At 36.7% G+C, this 23,428-nt stretch carries 17 protein-coding genes; 1 reads left to right on the forward strand and 16 read right to left on the reverse strand.

The window, feature by feature from the left end:
- Nucleotides 1-149: 149 nt before the first annotated feature.
- The 5 genes from AC1EJ5_RS07540 to AC1EJ5_RS07560 form a co-directional block, all read right to left on the reverse strand.
- Nucleotides 150-2,333, reverse strand: a complete 2,184-nt coding sequence (locus AC1EJ5_RS07540; protein ID WP_479815515.1) for an ABC transporter substrate-binding protein — start codon at nucleotides 2,331-2,333, stop codon at nucleotides 150-152.
- A gap of 324 nt (nucleotides 2,334-2,657) precedes the next feature.
- Nucleotides 2,658-4,856, reverse strand: coding sequence for an ABC transporter substrate-binding protein (locus tag AC1EJ5_RS07545; protein ID WP_479815517.1), 2,199 nt, complete (start codon nucleotides 4,854-4,856; stop codon nucleotides 2,658-2,660).
- Between the two features lie 586 nt (nucleotides 4,857-5,442).
- On the reverse strand, nucleotides 5,443-7,659 hold the full coding sequence (locus AC1EJ5_RS07550; RefSeq protein WP_479815519.1) for an ABC transporter substrate-binding protein: 2,217 nt from the start codon (nucleotides 7,657-7,659) through the stop codon (nucleotides 5,443-5,445).
- A gap of 392 nt (nucleotides 7,660-8,051) precedes the next feature.
- Complete coding sequence (locus tag AC1EJ5_RS07555) at nucleotides 8,052-9,035, reverse strand: DMT family transporter (protein ID WP_479815520.1); 984 nt, start codon at nucleotides 9,033-9,035, stop codon at nucleotides 8,052-8,054.
- Between the two features lie 179 nt (nucleotides 9,036-9,214).
- Nucleotides 9,215-11,086, reverse strand: coding sequence for a peptidoglycan amidohydrolase family protein (locus AC1EJ5_RS07560; protein WP_479815522.1), 1,872 nt, complete (start codon nucleotides 11,084-11,086; stop codon nucleotides 9,215-9,217).
- Nucleotides 11,087-11,325: 239 nt separating this feature from the next.
- On the opposite strand from AC1EJ5_RS07560, the gene AC1EJ5_RS07565 reads away from it, so the two are divergent.
- Nucleotides 11,326-12,255, forward strand: coding sequence for a hypothetical protein (locus AC1EJ5_RS07565; protein WP_479815524.1), 930 nt, complete (start codon nucleotides 11,326-11,328; stop codon nucleotides 12,253-12,255).
- Between the two features lie 114 nt (nucleotides 12,256-12,369).
- Here AC1EJ5_RS07565 and AC1EJ5_RS07570 read toward each other — a convergent pair whose 3' ends face one another.
- The 11 genes from AC1EJ5_RS07570 to gyrA all read right to left on the reverse strand — a co-directional run bounded on the left by AC1EJ5_RS07570 (nucleotide 12,370) and on the right by gyrA (nucleotide 23,426).
- Nucleotides 12,370-13,191, reverse strand: a complete 822-nt coding sequence (locus AC1EJ5_RS07570; RefSeq protein ID WP_311487024.1) for a glycosyltransferase family 8 protein — start codon at nucleotides 13,189-13,191, stop codon at nucleotides 12,370-12,372.
- A 176-nt stretch (nucleotides 13,192-13,367) separates the two neighbouring features.
- A complete protein-coding gene (locus AC1EJ5_RS07575; RefSeq protein WP_479815526.1) occupies nucleotides 13,368-14,891 on the reverse strand; it encodes an ATP-binding cassette domain-containing protein in 1,524 nt (507 codons plus the stop codon).
- A 315-nt stretch (nucleotides 14,892-15,206) separates the two neighbouring features.
- Nucleotides 15,207-16,262: an SH3 domain-containing protein gene (locus AC1EJ5_RS07580; protein ID WP_479815528.1), complete on the reverse strand. Its 1,056-nt coding sequence runs from the start codon at nucleotides 16,260-16,262 to the stop codon at nucleotides 15,207-15,209.
- Between the two features lie 109 nt (nucleotides 16,263-16,371).
- A complete protein-coding gene (locus AC1EJ5_RS07585) occupies nucleotides 16,372-17,691 on the reverse strand; it encodes a DUF438 domain-containing protein (protein WP_479815530.1) in 1,320 nt (439 codons plus the stop codon).
- Between the two features lie 132 nt (nucleotides 17,692-17,823).
- Complete coding sequence (locus AC1EJ5_RS07590; RefSeq protein ID WP_479815532.1) at nucleotides 17,824-18,123, reverse strand: cupin domain-containing protein; 300 nt, start codon at nucleotides 18,121-18,123, stop codon at nucleotides 17,824-17,826.
- A 6-nt stretch (nucleotides 18,124-18,129) separates the two neighbouring features.
- The gene (locus AC1EJ5_RS07595) at nucleotides 18,130-19,305 is read right to left on the reverse strand and encodes an iron-containing alcohol dehydrogenase (protein ID WP_479815534.1); all 1,176 of its coding nucleotides are present in this window, start codon (nucleotides 19,303-19,305) and stop codon (nucleotides 18,130-18,132) included.
- 86 nt (nucleotides 19,306-19,391) lie between these two features.
- Nucleotides 19,392-19,571: a hypothetical protein gene (locus AC1EJ5_RS07600; RefSeq protein WP_479815536.1), complete on the reverse strand. Its 180-nt coding sequence runs from the start codon at nucleotides 19,569-19,571 to the stop codon at nucleotides 19,392-19,394.
- The gene (locus AC1EJ5_RS07605; protein ID WP_209772820.1) at nucleotides 19,571-20,344 is read right to left on the reverse strand and encodes a SigB/SigF/SigG family RNA polymerase sigma factor; all 774 of its coding nucleotides are present in this window, start codon (nucleotides 20,342-20,344) and stop codon (nucleotides 19,571-19,573) included. The genes AC1EJ5_RS07600 and AC1EJ5_RS07605 overlap by 1 nt, the downstream gene beginning before the upstream one ends.
- Nucleotides 20,337-20,678 (reverse strand): ATP-binding protein, encoded by a 342-nt coding sequence (locus AC1EJ5_RS07610; protein WP_479815538.1) that lies wholly within the window; start codon nucleotides 20,676-20,678, stop codon nucleotides 20,337-20,339. Before AC1EJ5_RS07610 ends, AC1EJ5_RS07605 begins: the two co-directional genes overlap by 8 nt.
- A 2-nt stretch (nucleotides 20,679-20,680) precedes the next feature.
- A complete protein-coding gene (locus tag AC1EJ5_RS07615) occupies nucleotides 20,681-20,986 on the reverse strand; it encodes an STAS domain-containing protein (protein WP_223418372.1) in 306 nt (101 codons plus the stop codon).
- A complete protein-coding gene (gyrA, locus tag AC1EJ5_RS07620) occupies nucleotides 20,979-23,426 on the reverse strand; it encodes a DNA gyrase subunit A (RefSeq protein WP_479815540.1) in 2,448 nt (815 codons plus the stop codon). The genes AC1EJ5_RS07615 and gyrA overlap by 8 nt, the downstream gene beginning before the upstream one ends.
- Between the last annotated feature and the right edge of the window lie 2 nt (nucleotides 23,427-23,428).

Consider the following 23,428-nt stretch of genomic DNA (forward strand, 5'->3'; position numbering starts at 1 on the left):
GGCTTATTTCATACATTTTATGAATATTTATAAAATTTTGTAAATATTGATAAGAATTTCACCATAATTTTCATCGGATGTAAAAAACAATTTTATTTAAAGAAAAGCCCGCATTTAAGCGGGGATTTCTTTAATTATTTTTCTTATCCTTAATTTTCTATTGTCATGGCATTAATTTGATACTCAGATTCCCAAAGTGGAGTATTGATATCAAAGCCTTTTACTCTCTTTGAGTAACCAGAGTGGTTTTGGTTAGCATATAGAGGAATTTCTGGCAAGTAGTCGTTGTACCACATTTCGAATTGTTCCCAAGTATCTAGGTAGCCTTCCTTGTCCTTAGAGTCTGTTTGACGAAGCTTAACTGTTAACTCATCTGCCTTTGGATCGTTGGTTTTTGTTCTGTTATCGAAGCCCTTAGAATTGTATTGGTAGTAAGGGTCAAATGGTGTACCAAAGTCTGTACCCATGTTGAAGGCTGTATATTCGGCGTCTTCTTTAGGGAAGTTATAGTATTCAAGTAGGGTTGCGAATGATCCACTTGTTACATTATATTCCATACCAACTTGTTTTGCATTTACTGGTACTTGGTTAGAAATCAATGTTGTAATTGGAGATTCATCAGAACCGTATTGGTTAACTTGAAGTTTTTTGCCGTTTTCGTCGTATCTGTAGTAGTCAAAACCATCTGGGTTTTTAGCAAATTCTTCATCTGCCTTTGCCTTATCCCAAGGAGTCTTGCCGTCTGCTTCAAACTTGTATGGAGTTTTATCTAGAAGGGCGTTTGCTGCTTCAAGGTTTAGTTGGTATTTCTTGAATTCTGGATTATTTTCAAGATCAGCTCCTCTTTCCTTATACATCCATTGGCTTGTACCGTACATACCGTTGGTTACTACCCCGTAGCCGCCTGCATAAGATTGTACAAAAGAGTTTCTGTCCATTAATTGAGCGATAGCTTGTCTTACTTCCTTATATTTGGTTGCTCCCCTATCTGTTAGGAAGGTTACGTTGCCGTAGCCATTTCTTTCAAATGTGTTATAGCCACCAATCTTTCCCGCTTCAGCTGCAGCTCTCATTTGGTCGATCTTTGCACCGTCAACTTCAGCTTCCCAAAGGTCGATGTCGCCATTTTCAAGTAGGTCTACTGCTATATTTTTATTTACGGTTTGTAATATTATATGAGGAATTGTAGCCTTTTCACCCTTGAAGTTACCGATGTAGTTTTCATTTAGGTCAAGTTTTACCATATTGTTGGCAAAAGAATTAAACTTATAAGGTCCGTCAACAACTGATGGGTTGGTCCTGTATTCGTTGGCTTCCCTAAGCATAGCATCTTCTATAAGAAGTTCTGTTGGGTCTACGTCGCCATCTTTTTTGGCTTCAAGTTCTTTGATTTTTGCTTCGTGTTCTTTTTTAGCTTCTTCGTATTCTTGTTTTTCAGATTCAGTTACGTCATCAGCTTTATCAATGAAAGACCAGTCATCTTCAAAGTCTTCCTTGGCTTTTTGGATGGTTGTATCAAGGTTTTTGAAATATCTTTCCTTATCTTGGTCTGTTACTTGGTAGCCTTCTTTAGCCACAAGTTTTTTGCCATCTTCAGAAACTGTTAGGTTATCTGTAATAGCGTGGAATGGGAATGGGCCATAACCTCTTAGGGCTGCTGATTCAAAATATGGTAAAAAGTCAGATGAAATTGTTGCCTTGAAGGTATAGTCATCTACTAATTCTAATCCATCTAGGAAATCCTTATCTCCATTGTGATATTCTTCATAACCCTTGATAGTATCAGCACCGATGTTGGTTGAGCCTGTTACTACTTGGTAGGCTGGATGAGATGATAAAAGTGGTCCAAAAACATAGTTTTTAGCTGTGATTGGACTACCATCAGAGAATTTAAGGTCTTTTTTGATTGTGAAGGTAGTTGTTTCTGAGCCATCTTCATTGGTGACGATTTCTGGTTCTTTTTCGAGAATTGTCATATTGTTTACCCATTGGCCACCCTCGTCTTGAACCACTGTTGAATAGCCGTTGTTACCTTCAATACCCATGTATCTTCTGGCTTTTACGTCTGTTTTGTTGTTTGTCCAACCACCGATGAAGTCGCCGTTGATTTCTTCTACACCAACGACAAGGGTATCATCTGATGTTTGTTTGGCAAAGTTTTCTACAGATTCTTCTGCACCTTCTTGACCTTCTTGGCCTTCTGCTGGTGTTTCTTGACCTTGATTAGGATCTTGGTCGGTGGCTTGGTCTGCTTTATCTCCTCCACCGCACGCTGCAATCGTTGTCATGAGGCCTAAAGCCATAAGTGATGAAAATACTTTTTTAATCTTCATTCTTTCCTCCCTAAAATATCTTACTTTATACATTGATTTTAACTTATTGAACTTTTATTGTCAAGCTTTTACACGCCTTGTTAGATATGATTGTATATTTATCTATTTTAATAAGATTTTTTCCATGATTTGTTATTTAAATCAACAAGTTTTACACTCTGTGATTGTTGACTCTTAGCCATCGTCAAAAACACCAACATGAGAATTTTTTTCGTGAAATTTTCTCTAAAACAAATATAAGTTTACTCCAAGAAAACATTTTTTATTCATTCCATATTCACAAAAAAAGACAAGGCCGTATGGCCCTGCCTTTAAATTTTATTCTTATTTTTCGATGCTCATGGCATTGATTTGGTATTCAGATTCCCAAACTGGTGTGTTGATGTCGAATCCTTTAACTCTCTTTGTATAACCTGTGTGGTATTGGTTAGAGTAAAGAGGAATTTCTGGTAGATAGTCGTTGTACCACATTTGGAAAGCTTCCCAGTTGTCTAGGTATTCTTCTTTCTTTGTTGGATCTGTTTGACGAAGTTTAACTGTAAGTTCGTCAGCTTTTGGATCGTTTGTCCTTGTTGTGTTGTTAGATCCTTTTGAGTTGTATTGGTACCATGGATCGAATGGTGTACCAAATCCAGTACCCATGTTGAATGCTGTATATTCAGCATCTTCTTTTGGATAGTAGTAGTAGTCAAGTAAGGTTGCGAATGAACCAGCTGTTACGTTGTATTCCATACCAACTTGTTTAGCATTTACTGGAACTTGGTTTGAAATTAATGTTGTGATTGGTGATTCATCAGAACCGTATTGGTTAACTTGAAGTTTGTTACCATCTTTATCATATCTATAGTAGTCAAATCCATCTGGGTTTTTAGCAAATTCTTCATCAGCTTTTGCCTTATCCCATGGAGTTGTACCATCTTTTTCGAATGTGAATGGTGTTGCATCAAGAAGTTTGTTAGCTTCATCAAGGTTTAATTGATATTTCTTGAATTCTGGATTAGCTTCAAGATCAGCTCCTCTTTCTTTGTACATCCATTGGCTTGTACCGTACATACCATTTGTAACTACACCGTAGCCACCTGCGAATGATTGTACGAAGTTATTTCTATCCATTAGGTGAGCGATAGCTTGTCTAACTTCTTTATATTTTGTAGCTCCTCTGTCTGTTAGGAATGTTACGTTACCATAACCATTTCTTTCAAATGTGTTGTAGCCACCGATTTTGCCTTCGTCAGCTGCAGCTCTCATTTGGTCAACTAGTGGGCCTTCACCTTCAGCTTCCCAAATATCGATGTCGCCGTTTTCAAGTAGGTCGATTGCGATATTTTTGTTTACGTATTGAAGAATTACGTGTGGAATGCTTGGTTTTTCGCCTTTGAAGTTACCAGCGTAGTTTTCGTTGATGCTCATTCTAACCATGTTGTTTCCGAATGAGTCAAACTTGTATGGTCCAGCTGTTACAGTTGGGTTGATTCTGTATTCGTTGTATTCTCTTTGCATAGCATCTTCGATAAGCATGCTTGTTGGATCAACGTCACCTGTTTTTCTCTTTTCAAGTTTAGCTATATCTTCATCGTGAGCTTTTTTAGCTTCTTCGTAAGCTTTCTTTTCGTCTTCGTTAGCATCGTCAGCTGGTGCTGGATTGTTTTCTTCGAAGTCTTCTTTATTCTTAGCGATTTGAGTATCGATGTTTTCGATGTATTTTTTCTTTTCTTCTTCTGTTGGTTGGTAACCATCTTTTGCTACAATCTTGTTACCTTCTGGAGCAACAGCAAGGTTTTCGCTTACAGCGTGGATTGGGTAAGGACCATATCCCCTAAGAGCAGCTTCTTCGTAGTATGGTAGGAATGATGCGTCTACTGTTACAGAAAATGTGTAATCATCAATCTTCTTAAGACCATCAAATGTATCCTTATCACCATTTTTGTATGCTTCATATCCCATTAGTGAGTCATCACCGATTGATGTTGAACCTGTTACTAATTGGTATGATGGATAGGTGTGAAGAAGTGAACCAAATAGGTAGTTATCAGCGTTGATTAGTGTACCATCTGACCATTTTAGGTCTTCTTTAATCTTGTAGGTTGTTGTTTCAGATCCATCAGCATTTTTAACTGTTTCTGGTTCTTCTTTAAGAACGGTCATGTTGTTAATCCATTGACCACCTTCGTCTTGAACAACTGTTCCATAACCGTTGTTTCCTTCGATACCTAGGAATCTTCTTGCCTTAACGTCCATAGAGTTGTTTGTCCAACCTTGTAAGAAGTCTCCGTTAAACTCTTGAACAGCACCGATTACCAGGGTGTCATCAGCAGTTTGTTTGTCGAAAGATTCAAGTTCAGCTTTTTCGTCTTCCTTGCCTTCTTCGCCTTCAGCTGGAGCTTCTTTGTTATCAGCTGGAGCTTCTGCTGCCTTGTCGTCTGTTTTTTCTTTGGCATCTTCTGCCTTATCTCCACCGCATGCAACAAGGGTTGCTGCAAGGCCTAAGGCCATAAGTGATGAAAATACTCTTTTCATTTTCATAAGTTTTCCCCCTAAAAATTAAGTAACTTTTTATAGTATAGTATTTTATCCTATTAAACCGTTTTTGTCAAGTTTTAGAGCGTTTAGCTTTTCAGTTTTATGAATAATTATTCTTATATCTTGTCAGATTTTCAAGGACTTTGTTAAATTTTTATGGAAGTTCTTTCAATTCTGCTTATCTCTCTACCTAATTAAACATATAACGAAGTCATATTTGTCAATTCTTTCAAAATCTAATTTTAAGTAGAATATGGAGCTAGTTTTTAAAATGAATTACCTTGAATAATATACAGGAAATAATTCCTATATTTTCAAAATTTTGCCTGGGATTTTCCACCCTTTGGTTTTATTTAAATTTTATTCTATTTTATTTAATTTCTTATTTTTCAAGTCAGTTAGGATTTTATTGTCTATTTAATTTCCTAATCAATATTGATTTCATTTTCAACCTTTGATTCAATTCTATTTTCCAATTTCCTTAGAACCCAGTCTTATTTATGAATTTGAATGCCTGTCCAAAAATTTTCCCACAACAAAAGCAAGGATAAATCCTTGCTTTGCTGTGTACTTAATCTTGTTAGGGTTTTTATTTTTTGCTATTATCTAAACTCATTGCGTTGATTTGATATTCAGATTCCCAAACTGGTGTGTTGATATCAAAGCCTTTAACCCTTGCAGTGTAGCCTGAGTGGTATTGGTTTGAATATAGTGGGATTTCTGGTAGGTAGTCGTTGTACCATTTTTCAAATTCTTCCCAAGTATCTAGGTAGCCTTCCTTATCATCTGGGTCTGTCTGACGTAGTTTGACTGTTAATTCATCAGCCTTTGGATCGTTGGTCCTTGTCATGTTGTCAGATCCTTTTGAGTTATATTGGAACCATGGATCAAATGGTGTACCAAAACTTAAGCCCATGTTGAATACTGTATATTCAGCGTCATCTTTTGGGTGATAGTAGTAATCAAGGAGGGTAGCAAAAGATCCTGCTGTTACATTGTATTCCATACCAACTTGCTTAGCATTTACTGGTACTTGGTTTGAGATTAGGGTTGTAATTGGAGATTCATCAGAACCGTATTGGTTAACTTGAAGTTTCTTACCTGTTTCATCGTACCTATAATAGTCAAAACCGTCTGGGTTCTTTGAATATTCTTCGTCAGCTTTTGCCTTATCCCATGGAGTTTTGCCATCTTTTTCAAATTTATAAGGAGTAGCATCTAATAGTTCATTTGCCTTATCTAGGTTTAGGGTGTACTTGTTAAAGTCTGGGCTTGCTTCAAGGTCAGCTCCTCTTTCCTTATACATCCATTGGCTTGTACCGTACATACCATTTGTAACTACACCGTAGCCACCTGCGAAGGATTGAACATAAGAGTTCCTATCCATCAAGTGAGCAATAGCTTGTCTTACTTCTTTATATTTTGTAGCTCCCCTGTCTGTTAGGAATACTACGTTACCATAACCATTTCTTTCGAATGTATTGTAACCACCGATCTTACCTTCATCTGCCGCAGCTCTCATTTGATCGATTAGAGCACCTTCAGCTTCTGATTCCCAAAGGTCGATGTCACCATTTTCTAGTAGGTCGATTGCGATTTTACTATTTACATATTGAACTATTACATGTGGAATAGTTGCTTTTTCGCCCTTGAAGTTGCCAGCGTAGTTTTCATTTAGGCTAAGCCTTGCCATGTTGTTTTCGTAAGAATCAAACTTGTATGGTCCACAGGAAACTGTTGGCTTAATCCTATATTCATTGAATTCTTTTTGCATAGCTTCTTCAATTAGCATGCTTGTTGCATCAATATCGCCTGATTTACGGCTTTCAAGTTTTTTAACTTCTTCATCGTGAGCTTTTTTAGCCTCATCATAGGATTTCTTTTCATCTTCTGAAGCATCATCAGCTGGAGCTGGAGTTTGTTCATTGAAATCTTCGTTTGATTTAGCTATTTGAGCGTCGATATTTTCTATATATTTTTTCTTTTCTTCTTCTGTTGGCTCATATCCGTCTTTAGCAACTATCTTGTTTCCTTCTGGAGCTACTGCTATATTATCAGAGATAGCGTGGATTGGGAAAGGCATAACTTGTTTTAAGAAGGCAGATTCATAATAAGGCAAATAAGAAGCATCAGTTGTTACCTTAAATGTGTAATCATCAACTTTTTCAAGACCTTCAAACTTATCATCATCACCTGCTTTATAGGCTTCATATCCCTTAACAGAATCTGAACCTATAGTGAAAGATCCAGTTACCAATTGATAAGATGGATAAGTATGGAAAAGCATGTCAAATAAGTAGTTATCAGCTGTGATAGGCTGTCCGTCTGACCACTTCAAATCTTTTTTGATTGTAAAAGTGGTTGTTTCTGAACCATCTGCATTCTTAACTGTCTCTGGTTCTTTTTCAAGAACAGTCATATTTGCTTGCCATTGGCCGCCTTCGTCTTGAACCATTGTTAGGTAGGCGTTATTGCCTTCTGTACCTATGTAGCGTCTAACCTTAACGTCATATGAGTTATTTGACCAAGAACCATAAAAGTCCCCGCTCATTTCAGAAGTACCTACAACTAGGGTATCATCTGCGGTTTGTTTTTCAAAGCCTTCTAGTTCTGCCTTTTCATCATCAGAAAGAGCATTCTCATCAGCAGCGTCTTTATCGTCTTTTTTATCTTCTGCTTTATCTACTGCTTGATCGTCTTTCTTTTCAGCAGCATCATCTTTTTTAGCATCATCCCCACCACAGGCAGCAAGTGTAGCTGCAAGGCCAAGAGCCATCATGGTCGAGAATATTCTTTTCATTTTCATTGTTTTCCCCCTAAAAATTATTTAGCTTTTATAGTTTATTATTTTATCCTGCTAATGTGATTTTGTCAAGGCTATTTATTGTATTTATTTTTATCTAAGTTTATATTTATGCATGACCTTATCTTTATATCAAGAAGAATGTTATTTTATTTGTATCTTCTTTCACTTTTTGATAAGGCTTTAGAGTGATAAACCTCATTATCATAAGAAGGAAATCCTTTGTTCATTTTTATCAAGACCAAAAAGGGACTATTCTTTTTATAGTATATTATTCACAAATTATTTTAAAGATTTTTGCATAAATCAAGATATTCACAAAGTTTTACACAGACTTGCCCTTTAAAGGCAAGAAAAAATCCCAGTTTGAACTGGGATTTTGATCCTATTTGTAATCAAGAATTTGCCTTTTCTTTTTCTCCTAATTTTTCATTAGCCTTATCATCATCCTTACCAAAACCTAAAAAGCTTAGTTTGGTTTCAGAAATAAGGATGGCTATGAAAATTAGGATGAAACCTATAATCTTATTCCTAGTCAAGGACTCAATTCCCATAAAGACTGGGATTAGGATACCAAAAATAGATTCTGTTGCCAAAATTAAGGCAGCTGAAGATGCTGTAGCAAATTTTTGGCCAATATTTTGTAATAAAAGGGCCACAGTTGTGCACATTACTGCAAGGTAGCCTACTTCAAGGACAGCTTTCTTAGTTAAAACTATAGCAGAATTATCTTCAAATACCAAAGTCACTATTATAGAAAGAACAGCCGCCATTATAAATTGAAGGATGGTCATCAAAATAGGGTCTTTGTCCTTGGATAGCTTTGTTACAGCAACTATATGGGCTGCAAATAATAGTCCTGATAGGAGGGCAAAACCGTCACCCATGATGGCTTCCTTGCCTTGGTCAAAGACTGATCCGCCATCACCACCTGCCATAGATACAAAGTAGATTCCTACTATAGTAAAGGCTGCGGCTATCATATTAAATTTATCAGGTCTTTTCTTCATAGCAAACCATGCCAAAAATGGCACTATTACGCAGTAAGAAGCTGATAAAAATGCAGACCTACCTGGATCAGTGTAACCAACACCAATGGTTTGGACTGAATAGGCCAAAAACAAAAATATCCCTATTATAAGGCCGCTTTTCATATCGTCCTTTGTCATTTCTCTTAATTTTTTCCAAAAAATTATAGATAAGATTAGGGCTGATACTGTAAACCTAATCGCTAAAATCATATTTGGTCTAAAGGTCTCTTGAGCAACCTTGACCACAGTTAAAGAAGACCCCCAAAGGATGGCCACTATCAAAAGTAGGGCCTTGCCTAAGAGGCTTTTTTTAGTCATTTTTTGATCTTTATTTCCTTGTTCACTCATAAATTCTCCTTTTTATTTTTATATCATTAAAAAACGTGTACCCTATATTTATACCCGAAATGTTGATTTTTAAATATTTTTTTATATTTAAATTGAATTTTAAAAGAGTTTTTGATCTAATTTTGAAAAGTTTCCACAAAAAAACTAGGCAAAATTGCCTAGTTTTCTTAATATTCATCTTATTTTTTGTTTACAAAGGTCCTGTTGGATTTTGCATTTTTAAGTCTGTAATATTTTACAGGTCTTCCTGACTTATCGCCCATGTTTCCTACTCTTGGTGTTACTGTAACGCCGTTACCTGAGTAGTTCATGTGGATAATTGTGTCCTGATTTTTATTTAGAATAAAGCCTGTGTGGCCGCCTTCCCCAAGTGACTTGCCAGGAACTCCTGCTACGAAAATATCACCGTAGTCAATCTCGTCTGGACGTATTTCATACATTACATCGCCCTTATCTCCCATAGAAAATAGGGTTTCTGTATTGCCTACATAGGCATCTGATTTTAAGAATCCTCCGTAAATCAAAGCCCTAAATACCGCAGAAGAGCAGTCAGCTGCCTTTTCTGTTTTCCTTAGGTGACCCATATGGTATGTCATTCCGCTGTTTTTAGCCTTAAACATCCATTCTATTGTAGAGTCGATGCTTCTATCACCTACTACTTCATATCCAGAAATTCTTGCTATTCCCTTTTCGTCGGTCTTATATATTATACCATTTTGCTTGAATGTAGAATTAACCATCATTCCGTTGTCATTAAAGAAATATAGGTTGCCGTTGATTTCCCAAAGACCTTTTTGAACATAGCCTGCAGAGTTGGTGTGGAAGGTCTTTCCTTCGTATGTTACCCAATCGTCTTTTACAGTTGTTGCTATACCTTTATTGTCTATATTGAAATATAATCCGTTGGTAATTGAAGGTCTACCAGTTATCATAGCGCCAGTATTGTAGTTAAATACATAGGAGTTGCCGTTGATTTCAACTGGTCCCTTAGCTAGAGAACCGTCCGCTAAAGTCCTATAGGTTATGCCTTCAAGGGCAAACCAAGTATTCTTAGGGTTTGTAACAACGCCCGCTTGGTCAACTTCATAATATTTATTTGAAAGGATCATCTTCTTATTTTTTTGAAGAACCCCATCCTTGCCAAACATATAGTCCTTATTACCTATCCTAGTTACACCCTTGGCAAGTTTGCCATCGGCTAGGGTTCTATAGACGGTATTGTTGACATTTACCCACCTATTTGGGGCAGTATTCATCTTACCTACCCTGTCTACCTCGTAGTAAACACCTTCGGTAATGATTTTTTTATTTCTCTGAAGAACACCATCATTTGAGAAATAGAACTTTTGCTTTCCGATTTGGCTAATACCCTTTAAGATATTACCCTTACTATCGTTGTAATATATATCATTGCCAATATTTAGCCATCTGTTTTTAGGTTTTGAAATAGTACCAGTCTTGCCAGCCCTATAAATCCTACCATTTACCATGATATTGGCGTTTTTAACTAATTTATTATTCCTGTAATAATTAAGCTTGTTATTATTTTTTACAAAATAACCACCAGCATTACCTGTATAATAATTTTCTTCATCTAGGTTTGTTTGTTCGTTTTGGAGTTCGCTTACTTCTTTAGAAGTGTTTTTAGCTTCCTTAATAAGATTATCTAGACTCTCATTGTCATAATATATAACTCCAGGAATTCTTTCTTTTTTGGTGTTTTCGTCATTTGTATTTTCTTTTGGATTTTCTTCAGAAATTTCCATGATAGCTTGGTCCAAAGACTCTACAGGAGCCTTGTCATCATTTTCCACAGGAACATCAGGATCTTCAAGGCTTGGTTCCTTATCAATAGAATCTAAATTTGTATATGACTTTGTTTCTATTTCCTGGGTTTTATCAACAGCTTCACTATCCTCGCTAAGCTTATCCACGCTCTCTTTGACAAATAATTTTTCATCCTCATTAGCATAGGCATTATCAGCTAGGTTGATAGCGGAAGTTATAAATAATGTCGAGGCGAGCAGGACAGTTTTATTAATTTTTTTCATTGTCTTTTCCCTCTCTTTATTACAATTTAATTACAGGCATTTCTTATCTATTGTAAAATCTATACCTATTATATAATATTTTCGGGTAAAATGCAACAAAAAGGTTACAATTTTGTAATAATTTTAAAAAATTCTTTAAAAATTTCTTACACTTTTAAGGTCTACTTTATAAAAGATAGCAAAAATGGTATGATGGAATATATAAACTTATTAATAACTGAAATAAAAAGGACGGAAATATGAATAGAAAAGCACTAATCCTAGCCCTCGCCCTAGGCTTTGTAATAACAGGATGCAAGGACTCTGACCTTCCTGAGTCAAAAGTTTCTGAAGAAACCATAGCCAAGGCCCTAGACGGCAAAGTCAATCTAGAAGATGAACAAAAAGAAGAAGATAAAAAAGAAAAATCTGAAGATGAGCAAAAAGATGATGAAAAATGGCAAGCAACAGGAGATAACCTCAAAAAACTCATGGTAGATATGGGTGAATTTGCCCCATCACTTGCTAGAAAGCTAGACGGAGACGATCTTGTAAAACTTTATAAAAAATGTGAGAAAATGAGCGAAAGAACTGGCTATTGGGATGTAAAAGACTTTTTCTTCCAAGAATTAGCAAACGAATATCCAGAAAAATCCCTCAAATTCCCACTAAAATCAATCGAATCAAAATACTACTGGAAAAAATCTCCAGAAGATTTAATCGGTGATAAATTCCAATGGGAAAGAAATCTCATGGTAGAAAACGGAGCAGACTATGACACAATCTGGTCCTTCACCGACAAGGAAATCGAAGATGCCTTCCACGAAGCCTACGAAGAAGACCCACTAGCCTACTATGATGACTACGTAGAAAAGGCATGCGAAATCCTCACAGGAAGTTCAAACGAAGAAGATGGGGAAGAAGGCGCTGCAGATCCAGAAGACTACAAAGACCTAATCAAATTTGGATCAAACGAAAGAGACTACGAAGCCTTAAAAGATGCCATGGTAAATCACTACGAATTTGACAAAAAAATCGTAGAAAAAATACCAAACAAAGACATAGACCTAGCCTACACCAGGGCCCAAAAACGCCTAGAAGAAACAGGCTTCGGCGACATCGGCTTAGTCTTTGACGAACTAGGCAAACTCTACCCAGGCGCATCTACTATGTATACTGGAGAAAACTAAAAATTTGCAAAGTAAAAGACGGAGAAATAAAAATCCCCGTCTTTTTTACTTGTAAAAAATTGTAATTAAATACTGCCATAAAATTATTAGACTTTAAAAATCATCAATAATCTACTAAGACAAATACCTCTTGCTAAGATTCATATAATGCCTATAAAGGGCAGTAAACCTACTTCTGTGATTCTTCTTCCAAGGCTTATCCCTTCCACAAAAATGAAGGACTACTGTGTTTTCCATTACCCAGGCTAAGTCCTCCTCTCCCTTACTTTTAAATAGGTAAGTGGAATAATTTCTCGCATCATAATTATAAATCGAATCCTTAAGGGGCAAAATTTTGTCTCCGTACATGGCATTTAAGATGTCTTGGTCCGGGAGTAATAAATTTTTGTAATTTTCATCTGCATAGGCAAAAATTTCCTCAGGGACAATTTCCTTTCGGGCCATGTCCAAATTTATCAAAAGAAAGCCTGAATTATAATAATCTGTATCTGTTCCTAGGCGGATTTTATTTACATTATTGGCCATATCGGTCTTTCCTGTATGGCTTGCAGCCGCAAAAAGGAATTCTCTTATATCTGTCTCCCAAATTTCTTTTAAAGAATTAATAACCAAAATATCTGGGTCTATATAGAGGATTTTTTTAAGATTTTTTGGCAAAAGTTCCCCTGCCAAAAGCCTATAATACATCTCCTTGGGATATCGATCAGTCACCCTGGCCGAAGAAAAAAGCCCATCCTCCGCCTTTATAGGGAAAAATTTGTAAGAAAATTTTGCCAAGTCATTTTCTAAATCATCAAGCTTTTCATTAGAAATCCCGCTGTGAATTAGATAAATATTAAAATTTTCACCAGGATTAGATATGTAAATCGAAGTCATGAGAACTTTCATCTGCTCTATATAATTTTCATCAAGGGTCACAAGTAAATCAATAGCCATAAGATCTCCTTTATTTTTGTCTTTAATAAATTTATACCAAATTTTTTCCCTATTTAATCAAAATATTTGCCCTAAAAAATAAATTCTCCTCCAAAAACATAATTGGATTAGACCATTCCTTTAAAATTCGCATCTATAAGCACAAAAAGACGAGCAACCACTCGTCTTCTTGTGCTTTATTTTATCTTCCTGAGTCCAGAATAATCAAGTTCATAAACCTTATCAAAAACTTTTTCAATAAAATCCCTATCATGGGAAACAGCGATAATCGCTCCCTTATAGGCTTTTAGACTTGCTATTATTTCCGGCTGGGAAAGAGGAGATAGGTTTCTTGTTGGTTCATCGAGGATTAGGACCTGATCCCCTTCCATATTCATTTTTGCAAAAAATACCTTGGCTTTTTGACCGCCTGATAAGCTCTTAAGGCTTCTTTCCATTTCTTCCCTTGCAAAATTTAAGCTGCCAAGAATATTTGAAACCCTGATTTTTTCATCCTTGCTATCTTGTTTTGCAAGGTAGGAGATTGGTGTTTCCGAATCTATAAGGTATTCAAAATAATCTTGGGGCATATATCCTATTTTAAGATTAGATCTTGAAAGATTTTTGTAAATTTCCTTAAGAAGACTAGTTTTGCCAGCACCATTTTTCCCAATTATGCATATTTTTTCAGGTCCTACTACTTTCAGCTCAATATTTTTAGATAAAATTTTTTCTCCCGCCAAAAGCTTATCCAATTTCAAATCCAAAACCACTTTTGAATTGGGAATATCGATATTCTCATCGAAAAATATTCCTATCGAATCTTCAAAATCAGGTCTTTTTGTAAGATTTTCCTTTTCCTTATCAAGCCTTTTTCCAAGCGATTTTACACTAGACATCTTATCCTTTAGATTTTTGCCTTCAATATCATTTTTTGTAGCATTAATTGCATGATTTACAGAATCGTAGACTTTTCTATACCTTTCCGCCTTCTTGGCAAATTCTTCCCTGTCCTTATTTGCCCTGGCAGTCTGAATTCGTATTTGATTTTCTCTTTCCCTAATATAAAGATCATAAAGCCCGTTAAAAACCGTATGTCTAGGGATTTGTCGTCTGTGAACTTGCTCCAAATGAACAATCCTATTAGCGACTTTCCTTAAAAGCTCTGGATCGTGAGATACAAAAATTAAGGGGATTTTCATATCTTTCATAATTTTTGTAATAAAGCTTGCCGACTCTAAGTCTAAATCATTAGTCGGCTCGTCAAATAAAAAAACGGTCGGCTCTTTTAAGAGTTCAAACACAAGCAAGGCTTTTATCCTCTCCCCACCTGAAAGGTCCCCTAGTTTTAATTTGCCAAAAACGAGGTATTCATCAAGGCCAAATTGATCTAGATACTTATAAAACTTATTGTAATCTAACAGGCTTATATCAAGTACTTGGTTCATGTAGGCCTCTACTGTCATTTCAAAAAAATTCTCATCAAGACTTTGGGGGAGGTATCCAATAATTTCTTCTTTTTTGTATATTTCTCCACTAATTTGAGCGTAATTCTCAACACTTTTCCTATCAATTATTGTCTTTAAGAGAATTGACTTGCCATTGCCTTCCTCTCCAATTAGGCCGACCTTGTCTCCCGGGTTGAGGGCGAGGTCAAAATTTTCTAATAATTTTCTATCATCTTTAATTAAATTAATTCCTAAATTTTTAATCTGTAACATATATCCTCCTCGGACGATATGCCACTTATGAATAATATTCTATTTTCCTATAATTATATAAATTTTCACAAAAAAAGTCCGTCCCTAGTGAACAGACCTATCCTAAAAAGAATAATCTTATCCACAATATGGCATACCAAAACACACCAAGGCAAAGCCTTAGCACAATCAGTATCAATTTCCATATTGCTTATAAAATCATCTATACATTTCTCCTTATTTGTTTATGGGATTACTATACCATATCTATATTTTTTTCAAAATTTATAAATATATCCAAAAGCAAAAAGCCCAGCTTATCGCTGAGCTTTGATTTTATCTGAATTCACCTGTTATTAGTTTTGAAGATATCCAGCCCTTTTCGATTTTTAGCCAGTATCTGCCGCCGTCGTTTACTACTTCTTCGCAGTGGACTTTGTCGCCGTTGTTGACGTAGCCTGCTACTCCTGAGTTTAGGTTTGGTTCGGTTCTAACTTCTCCCATGTTGGCGTCGATTTTTAGGTCTTTGTTTAGGAAGTCTGCTTCCTTGTAGATGTCTGTGTAGGCTGGGTTGCCGTTTTGGCCGTAGGAGTTTGTTGCCCTTAGTTGTTCAAGGTCATATTTTTCTGCTAATTCTCTCCTGTTGGCTCTGGCTTCCTTAGCGTCTTCTTTGCTATCTGTTTTTGCATCTTTGTCGCTAGATTTATCAGTATCTTCTTCTTTATCTTTGCTTGTCTTTTCTTCTGATTCTTCTTTTTTATCAGTTTTTTCTTCTTCTAGTCCAAGGTCAGCTATGCTTACATTTTCGCCTTTTAATTTTTCATTAACATCTGCTAGGGTTTTAGAATCTGGCAAGAGGTCTGTGTAGGTGTTGGCAAGTTTTCTTGCTTCCTTGTAGTCCTCATCTGTGACTGCCTTTTTGATGTCTTCTATTACTAGGCTTTCGATTTCATCAAGTTTTTCTTGGGCTTTTTTATGATAATCGCTAGCTTCTTCTGGAATAGCCTTTAGGATTTCTATAGCTTTTTTGTAGTCTTTTTCCTTTATCTTTTCATCACTTGTTGTAAGAGCCTTTTCGTAAAGTTCTACATTTTCTTCTATAGCTGTTTCTTGCTTATCATTACTAGCCATTTCCCTTTGAGCTCCGAGCTTAAAGAAATAAGATAGGACTATAAAAATAACTGCAAAAGCCATTACGGATCCTAGGATTAGGCCGTAGGTCATAAGATCCCTGTCTTTTGATCTTTGCCTTTGTCTTTCAGTACGCTTCCTACTTTCTTCTTTAGAGATTTTTATCTTTTGATTGTCAGCTTCTTCTACAAGACTTGCCCCGCAAGACTCGCAAACTTTGGCCCCGTCTTTGTTTTCTTGGCCGCATTTTTTACAAATCATATATTTCCTCCCTTGGTTTTTTTCCATTAATTTCTAGTCTTGTTATTATTATATCATAAATTATAAATTTGCACGCAAAAACCGACTAAAATCCTAGTCGGCCTCTCTTTTATTTATTTAGATATTCTTTATAAAAACTTAGGTCTTGGACTGTTTCTAGGACTCCCTTGTAAACCCCGTCCTTATCCCTTACTGCATAGTAGGAAATAGCAAAGTCTATACCTTTAATGTTTTTTACCAGTTTGAAATTATCCTTTTTGCCTTCTTTAAATTCCTTTATTAAATTCCTTACAATTGGCTCAACCTGAGGTGGATGGCAGTAATAAACTTCCCTTCCTAGTGATGATTCTGGCCTTTTGAAGACCTTCTTTCCCTTGTGATCGTTGTAATAAGAACTAATGTCATTTTCATCAACATAGGTTATTTCAATTTCCAAAGTATCTAGCATGGCCTCTAATTGGTCGACCCTCATTTTTCCTTTGGCAAAATTTATATATCCATCTGCGTAATCATTTATTTTTTTATCTTCCGCTTTCTTATAGGAAACAAGGTTGTGGTCATAATCGGCAAGGTCTTTATAAAGCAAATTAAAGTCTTTATCGCTTATAGTTTCGAATGCCAAAGGATAGAGAATATTTTCTTCCTTGTAGGTCATCTCTTCAGCCCTGTTTATTGCCTCTAAAGCTAGGTCTTTCTTCTTAAGTTTCATAGCTTTTTTAAAATTATTTGCTATATCAATATCAACTGCCCACATGACATCTGATGGACCTGGTTTGTTGTATTTGGCCTTAAGGATTGGATAAATCAAATCACCCTTCTTTCTGTAATGGTTAAATACCTTGTAGATGTCTTCTCCTAGGTCTTGGTCATTTTCTAGGGATTGTTTTGCATTTTTTAGGATTTTTTTGATTTCATCATTTTCCTTAGCAAAATAATCCAAAAATGAACCTTCCTCGTAGGCTGAAGGATTTTTCTCTTCGTGTGTTTCGCCATGGAATAGGGCAGAATGGACATCGCAGAGTTTTCTGACTTCTTCTTTATCCATGCCAGATTCCAAGAGTTCTTCTTCTGCGTCCATGATTTCAGAAGACGAAACTCCTTCGAAATTTTTCTTAAAATCAGCCCTCACATCTTCCAAATCTTCGCCAGATGATAATCTCTGAAGGTAGGATTTAATTAATTTTTTTCTCTCCAAAACTTCAGGATTTTCTGATGAATCGTACAAGTCATAGCCAAGGTCGGCTAGTTTTTTTTCATAATCCTTAATCCCCATCATCTTGGCCCCACGCTTAAGAGTCATTTTCTTTCCCAAGCTATTAAGCATCAAAGGATTGTTAAGGCCTGTAAAACCAAGGCTTATAAGGTCTTTCTTTAGTTTATCATTATCTTTAATTAGGTCGTAGACAACATCATTTATATCAATTTTCATACTATCACTCCTTATGATTATTATACATCGATAGATAATGATTATCAGTAACATTTGTTACGAAAATGAAAAATTAGAAAAAAAAGACTAATACAATATCTTTAGAGATTTTATATTAGTCTTTTTTTTGAATTATTTTAGGAAAATGCAAAGCCAAACTGCATGGTCTTGGCTTAGGACCCTGTGGATTTGATGGGAATGGATTGGGAGGATGTCGCCTTCTTTAAGGTCTAAAACCTCCCCCTCGATTTCAAGGCTCGCCCTGCCTTTTACAATTTTTACAATCTCTAACTGGTCTTGGTCATAAAAATCCGTAGCCTGGTCAAGAGAGCAAATTCTAATTATTTTTACCTGGTCATTTTCAAAAATTGTTTCTTCAATTTCGCTGTCCTCGGAGAAATCCAACTTGTCGAAAATATTATAAATTTTCATATTTTCCTAGTCTTCTAGGCACATTTCATATATTTTCTTCACATCTGCTGGTCTTAGGTCTATGAAGCCTTTTTTGACTCCGGACTTGCCACAAGCCTTGGTGCTCATTTCTTCGAAGTGTTCTTCGTCTATGCCGATTTTTGTGAGATTTGAATCAAGACCTAGGTCCTCAAAGAAAAATCCCCTAACTTTTTCTATTGTTTGTCTAGCTATTTCCATAGGTTCTTGGTTCTTATCAAGGTCAAATACATTTACACCGAGGTCTACATATTTGTGGACAGTTTTTTCGCTTAAGCAATATTCCATCCACCTTGGAGTAAGGATTGCAAGTCCTAGACCGTGTGTTATGTCATAAAAGGCTGAAAGCTCGTGCTCGATTGGATGAACTGTCCAAGCTGCCTTGGATGAATCTGAAATGAAGTCATTGATGGCCCAAGATGAAGCCCACATGAGGTTGGCCCTGGCTTCGTAATTTTCTGGGTCTTTTATGGCTATTGGTCCGTATTTGATGACAGTTTTCATCAAGGCTTCCATTATCCTATCAAGCATAAACATTGTTCCGTCAATATTAAAATAGGTTTCAAAAATGTGGGATAAAATATCTGCAGAACCTGCCGCTGTTTGGAATTTTGGAACTGTGTAGGTGAGTTCTGGATTTAGGAAAGATACCTTTGGCCTGGTGTCGGCATGGCCTGAAGATAATTTTTCCTTTGTTTCTGGATTTGTAATTACACCACCACAGTCCATTTCAGACCCGGTTGCTGCCATGGTTAGGACTGTCAAAAGTGGGATTGCTGGGCTCATTGGCTTTCCTTTTGAAATAAATTCCCATGGGTCAAAATCGGCACAAGCACCTGCCGCCATAAATTTGGCTGCGTCTATGGTTGACCCCCCACCAACAGCAAGGATAGCCCCGATTTTATTTTCCTTGATTATCCTGACTCCTTCTCTGACAGAGTCTATTCTTGGGTTAGGCTGAATTCCTGAAAGTTCATAAATTTCAATTCCTGCACCCTCAAGTTCTTTTATAACCTTGTCATAGACTCCATTTCTCTTGATTGACCCACCACCGTAGGTCAAAAGAATTTTGTCTGAGTATTTTTTTGCCTCTTCGCCTATGTAATCTAGGGCGTCTGTACCAAAATGAATCCTTGTTCCGATGTCGTAAGTAAAATTGTTCATAAAAACTCCTCTCTTTTCCATATTTTTACCCACTTTAGCAAATTTCCCATAAAAAAACTCCTCCCATTTCTGGAAAGAGCTTCATATTAAATATATTTTCTTTTGCACTTATCTTCTATACCCGTACTTAGGATTAGAAATCCAAGTCCAAGACCTGTTAAGATTCCCCTTGCAAGGTCTGGCACATTAGATAAACTTCCTAAAACTAAGCCTAGGATTAAAAGGCCAAGGCCGATTAGAAGATAATTTTTCTTATCTTTTCCCATTATTCAGCCATCCTTTCAAACTCTATAGAAAACTTGTTTAAAATCTTTTTTTCAAGTCTTGATACAGTCATCTGGCTTATATCGAGGCTTTCTGCTATATCTACCTGAGTCCTGCCTTCGTAATACCTGAGTTCTAGGATTTCTTTTTCAAGGTCGGTAAGCCTTTCCTTTGATTTTTCAATCAAATCCTTAAGCTCGATCGAATCGAAATTTTTATCCTCTTCTCCGATTATTTCAGAAAGGTCAATTGCATTTTCCCCTTTTTGGACTGTGTATTTCATATCCAGTGATTGAGGAGTGTAGACCTTGCTTGCTTCCATGGTTTCAAGGATGGTTTCCTCGTCTTCTCCTAGGTAGTCTGCGATGTCAGCTATGGTTGGGACTCTTTGGAGTTCTTGGGGGAGGACTTTCTTGGCCACATTTATCTTTTTATAAAGGTTTTGGATACGCCTTGGCACCCTTATGACCCAGCCCTTGTCCCTAAAATATCTCTTAAGCTCACCCATAATTGTAGGTGTTGCAAAGGACGAAAAGGCATAGCCCTTAGATGGGTCAAAGCGGTCTACAGCATTGATAAGCCCTAGGCTTGCCACCTGGTAGAGGTCGTCTTTTTCGATTCCCTTGCCCACGTATTTGTTAGATAAAATATCAACTATATACATATGCTCTTCGATTAATTCGTCCCTCAATTTCTTATCACGGGTCTTGTGGAATTCCTCAAACTTTTTATTTATTTCGTCCTTATACTCTTGGCTGGCATTTGGCTTAGGCATGAGTCTTCCTCATTGTTATTCTCAAAAGCTCGCCTTCGGTTTCAATTTCATCCGCAAGAGCAGCGAGGATTGCATCTCTCATAGCAAGGGCTCTGGCATCGTCATTTTTATCCTTGCCAGCTACTTCTAGAGATAAGGATTCTTCTCCCACAAGAAAGTTTAGATTTAAACCATCTTGGTCCATCTTGTAGTTTATAGCCTCGCTAACTAGGACCTTCAGATCCTCAATTTGTTCTATATTAAAACCCATTTCTGAGCCAAGGCCTGCCACAAAGAGTCTCACTGATTTTTGGTATTTTTTGTTGGCAGGTATTTTTATACTTATCTTATCCATGGCTACTCCATATTGAAGACATCAGTTAGGTCTGTAATTTTAAAAAGTTTTAAGATATTTTCCTTTGGATTTATTATGGAAACGGTCTTGTCTTTTTCCTTGGCGATTTTATAAATTTTCATAAAAAGGCCAAGCCCTGTTGAATCAAGGTAGTCAAGGTCTTTGATATCTATGACCATATCCTTGTCGGCCCCTTCGATTTCTTTTTCGATGAAGCTTCTAAATTCGTCTTCTGAATAGATATCAAGATCACCCTTCACTTCTATTAGGAGAAATTTTTCCTTGTCGTAAATCTTACTTTCAAACATCTTTTTCCTCATCTTCCAACATATTGTCATAGGTTGTAACTGAAACTATAGCATCATCTTCGCTTGCAAGGTTTTTAAGCTTAACGCCCATGGTGGACCTACCTGTGGTTGAAACATCTCTGGCTGCTAGCCTAATCATATCACCTTTTTTAGATACCATCATTATATCTGTATCAAGGTCTACTGGAAGGGTGTCAACAACTTTTCCTGTTTTATCGTTGACTTTGTGGCACCTTACGCCCTTGCCTCCCCTGTTTTGGTTCTTGAAGTTGTTGAAAGATGTCTTCTTGCCAAAGCCATTTCTTGTCACAACTAAAAGATAGGTCTCTTCGCCCTTGATATTCATGCTTACAACTTCATCATCCTTATCAAGCTTGATTGCCCTGACACCAATAGCAGTCCTGCCCATGGTCCTAACGTCTTTTGTATTAAACTGAATGGTCATACCATTTTGGGTCGAAATAATTAATTCTTCGTCCTTTTCAATCTGCCTTACAGAAATTAGCTTATCTCCTTCTCTTAGAGAAATTGCTATAATGCCGTTTCTTCTGATGTTGGTGAAGTTTTCTGCATCGGTCTTTTTGATTTGGCCGTCTTTGGTTTGAAGGACTAGTTGGCTATTTTTACCAAGTTCAGAAAGGGTAATCATTTCTGTAATCTTTTCGCCTGACTCTAGGTTTAGGATATTTATTATTGCCTGGCCACGTGAAGTACGAGATCCTTCTGGAATCTTGTAGGCTTCAAGAGAATAGACCTTACCAAAGGATGTGAAGAATAATAAATCTTCATGGGTATTTGTTGTGGCTATCTTTTTGATAAAGTCGCCTTCCTTGGTATTGCCGGCCGCAATTCCCTTTCCACCCCTATTTTGAACCTTGTAAGTATCAATTGGAAGTCTCTTGATGTATCCATCCTTTGTTAGGGATATCAAAACATCTTCTTCTTCGATAAGTTCAGTTACATCAAATTCTCCCTCATCTGGAACAATCTTTGTACGTCTTTCGTCAGCGTAATTATCCTTGATTTCACTAATTTCATCGATTATTAAATTAATAAGATTTTCTTCAGAATTTAGGATTGAAAGAAGATACTCAATTGTTTCTGCAAGTTCCTTATTTTCTGCATTTAGCTTTTCAATTTCAAGACCTGATAGGCGTTTTAATTGCATATCCAAAATGGCTTGAGATTGGGCATCTGATAATTTATACTTTTCAAAGAAAATCTTTTTGATTTGATCATTGTCATAAGATGACCTGATGATTTTTATTATCTCATCTATGTGGTCAATGGCAATAATCAAACCTTCGACTATGTGTTTTCTCTCGCGAGCCTTTGAAAGGTCGAAGTTTGTCCTACGGGTTACCACTTCTTTTTGGTGGTCAACATAGTATTCGATTAGTTCTTTGAGATTTAAAATCTTTGGCTCACCGTTAACTAGGGCTAGGTTTATGATGCCAAAGGTGTTTTCTAATTGGGTGTATTTATAGAGGTTGTTTAGAACAATATTTGCGTTGGAATCTCTCTTGATTTCAACAACTATCCTCATACCCTTTCTGTCAGATTCATCTCTGATATCAGAAATACCATCTACTCTTTTTTCCTTAACAAGGTCAGCGATTTTTTCAATTAGCCTTGCCTTATTGACTTGGTAAGGAATTTCTGAAATTATTATTCTTTCCCTGTTTTTCTTAAATGGTTCGATTCTAGCAACCGCTCTTTGCTTAATCTTGCCCCTGCCTGTCATGTAGGCATCTTTGATGCCGGATTTACCTAAAATAAGGGCACCGGTTGGGAAATCTGGTCCTGGAATGATTTTGATTAGGTCATCAATATCAATTTCTGGATTTTTCATATAGGCAATGCAAGCGTCGATTGCTTCGCCTAGGTTGTGTGGGGCCATGTTGGTTGCCATACCTACTGCTATACCATTTGACCCATTGACTAAAAGATTTGGAAACCTTGATGGAAGGACAGATGGCTCCATCTCTTCGCCATCGAAGTTTGGAACAAAATCTACTGTATCCTTGTTTATATCTCTTAGCATTTCCTTGGCAATCTTGCTCATCCTTACTTCTGTGTAACGCATGGCAGCTGCCGCATCCCCATCTATAGAACCAAAGTTACCTTGGCCTTGGGCTAGTGGATACCTGGTTGAAAAGTCTTGGGCAAGCCTTACTAGGGCATCGTAAATTGCAGAGTCACCGTGTGGGTGGAATTTACCCATTACATCGCCGACAACCCTGGCTGATTTTCTGGTTGGTTTATTTGGATCAAGGCCCAGCTGTTGCATACCGTAGAGGATTCTCCTGTGAACAGGCTTTAGTCCATCACGGACATCTGGTAGGGCCCTTGATACTATTACAGACATCGAATATTCAAGATAAGATGTCTTCATCTTTTTTTCGAGGTCTATATTAATTATGTTTTGATTTTCTGTCATTT

Source organism: Anaerococcus sp. C0059F3 (genome assembly GCF_056590475.1).

Coding starts and splice junctions, on each gene's coding strand:
- AC1EJ5_RS07545 (WP_479815517.1), bottom strand. CDS start 4,856: ATGAAAATGAAAAGAGTATTTTCATCACTTATGGCCTTAGGCCTTGCA.
- AC1EJ5_RS07585 (WP_479815530.1), bottom strand. CDS start 17,691: ATGAAAATTGATATAAATGATGTTGTCTACGACCTAATTAAAGATAAT.
- AC1EJ5_RS07610 (WP_479815538.1), bottom strand. CDS start 20,678: ATGGATAAGATAAGTATAAAAATACCTGCCAACAAAAAATACCAAAAA.
- AC1EJ5_RS07580 (WP_479815528.1), bottom strand. CDS start 16,262: ATGATTTGTAAAAAATGCGGCCAAGAAAACAAAGACGGGGCCAAAGTT.
- AC1EJ5_RS07560 (WP_479815522.1), bottom strand. CDS start 11,086: ATGAAAAAAATTAATAAAACTGTCCTGCTCGCCTCGACATTATTTATA.
- gyrA (WP_479815540.1), bottom strand. CDS start 23,426: ATGACAGAAAATCAAAACATAATTAATATAGACCTCGAAAAAAAGATG.
- AC1EJ5_RS07615 (WP_223418372.1), bottom strand. CDS start 20,986: ATGTTTGAAAGTAAGATTTACGACAAGGAAAAATTTCTCCTAATAGAA.
- AC1EJ5_RS07550 (WP_479815519.1), bottom strand. CDS start 7,659: ATGAAAATGAAAAGAATATTCTCGACCATGATGGCTCTTGGCCTTGCA.
- AC1EJ5_RS07540 (WP_479815515.1), bottom strand. CDS start 2,333: ATGAAGATTAAAAAAGTATTTTCATCACTTATGGCTTTAGGCCTCATG.
- AC1EJ5_RS07570 (WP_311487024.1), bottom strand. CDS start 13,191: ATGGCTATTGATTTACTTGTGACCCTTGATGAAAATTATATAGAGCAG.
- AC1EJ5_RS07565 (WP_479815524.1), top strand. CDS start 11,326: ATGAATAGAAAAGCACTAATCCTAGCCCTCGCCCTAGGCTTTGTAATA.
- AC1EJ5_RS07590 (WP_479815532.1), bottom strand. CDS start 18,123: ATGAAAATTTATAATATTTTCGACAAGTTGGATTTCTCCGAGGACAGC.
- AC1EJ5_RS07600 (WP_479815536.1), bottom strand. CDS start 19,571: ATGGGAAAAGATAAGAAAAATTATCTTCTAATCGGCCTTGGCCTTTTA.
- AC1EJ5_RS07575 (WP_479815526.1), bottom strand. CDS start 14,891: ATGTTACAGATTAAAAATTTAGGAATTAATTTAATTAAAGATGATAGA.
- AC1EJ5_RS07555 (WP_479815520.1), bottom strand. CDS start 9,035: ATGAGTGAACAAGGAAATAAAGATCAAAAAATGACTAAAAAAAGCCTC.
- AC1EJ5_RS07595 (WP_479815534.1), bottom strand. CDS start 19,305: ATGAACAATTTTACTTACGACATCGGAACAAGGATTCATTTTGGTACA.
- AC1EJ5_RS07605 (WP_209772820.1), bottom strand. CDS start 20,344: ATGCCTAAGCCAAATGCCAGCCAAGAGTATAAGGACGAAATAAATAAA.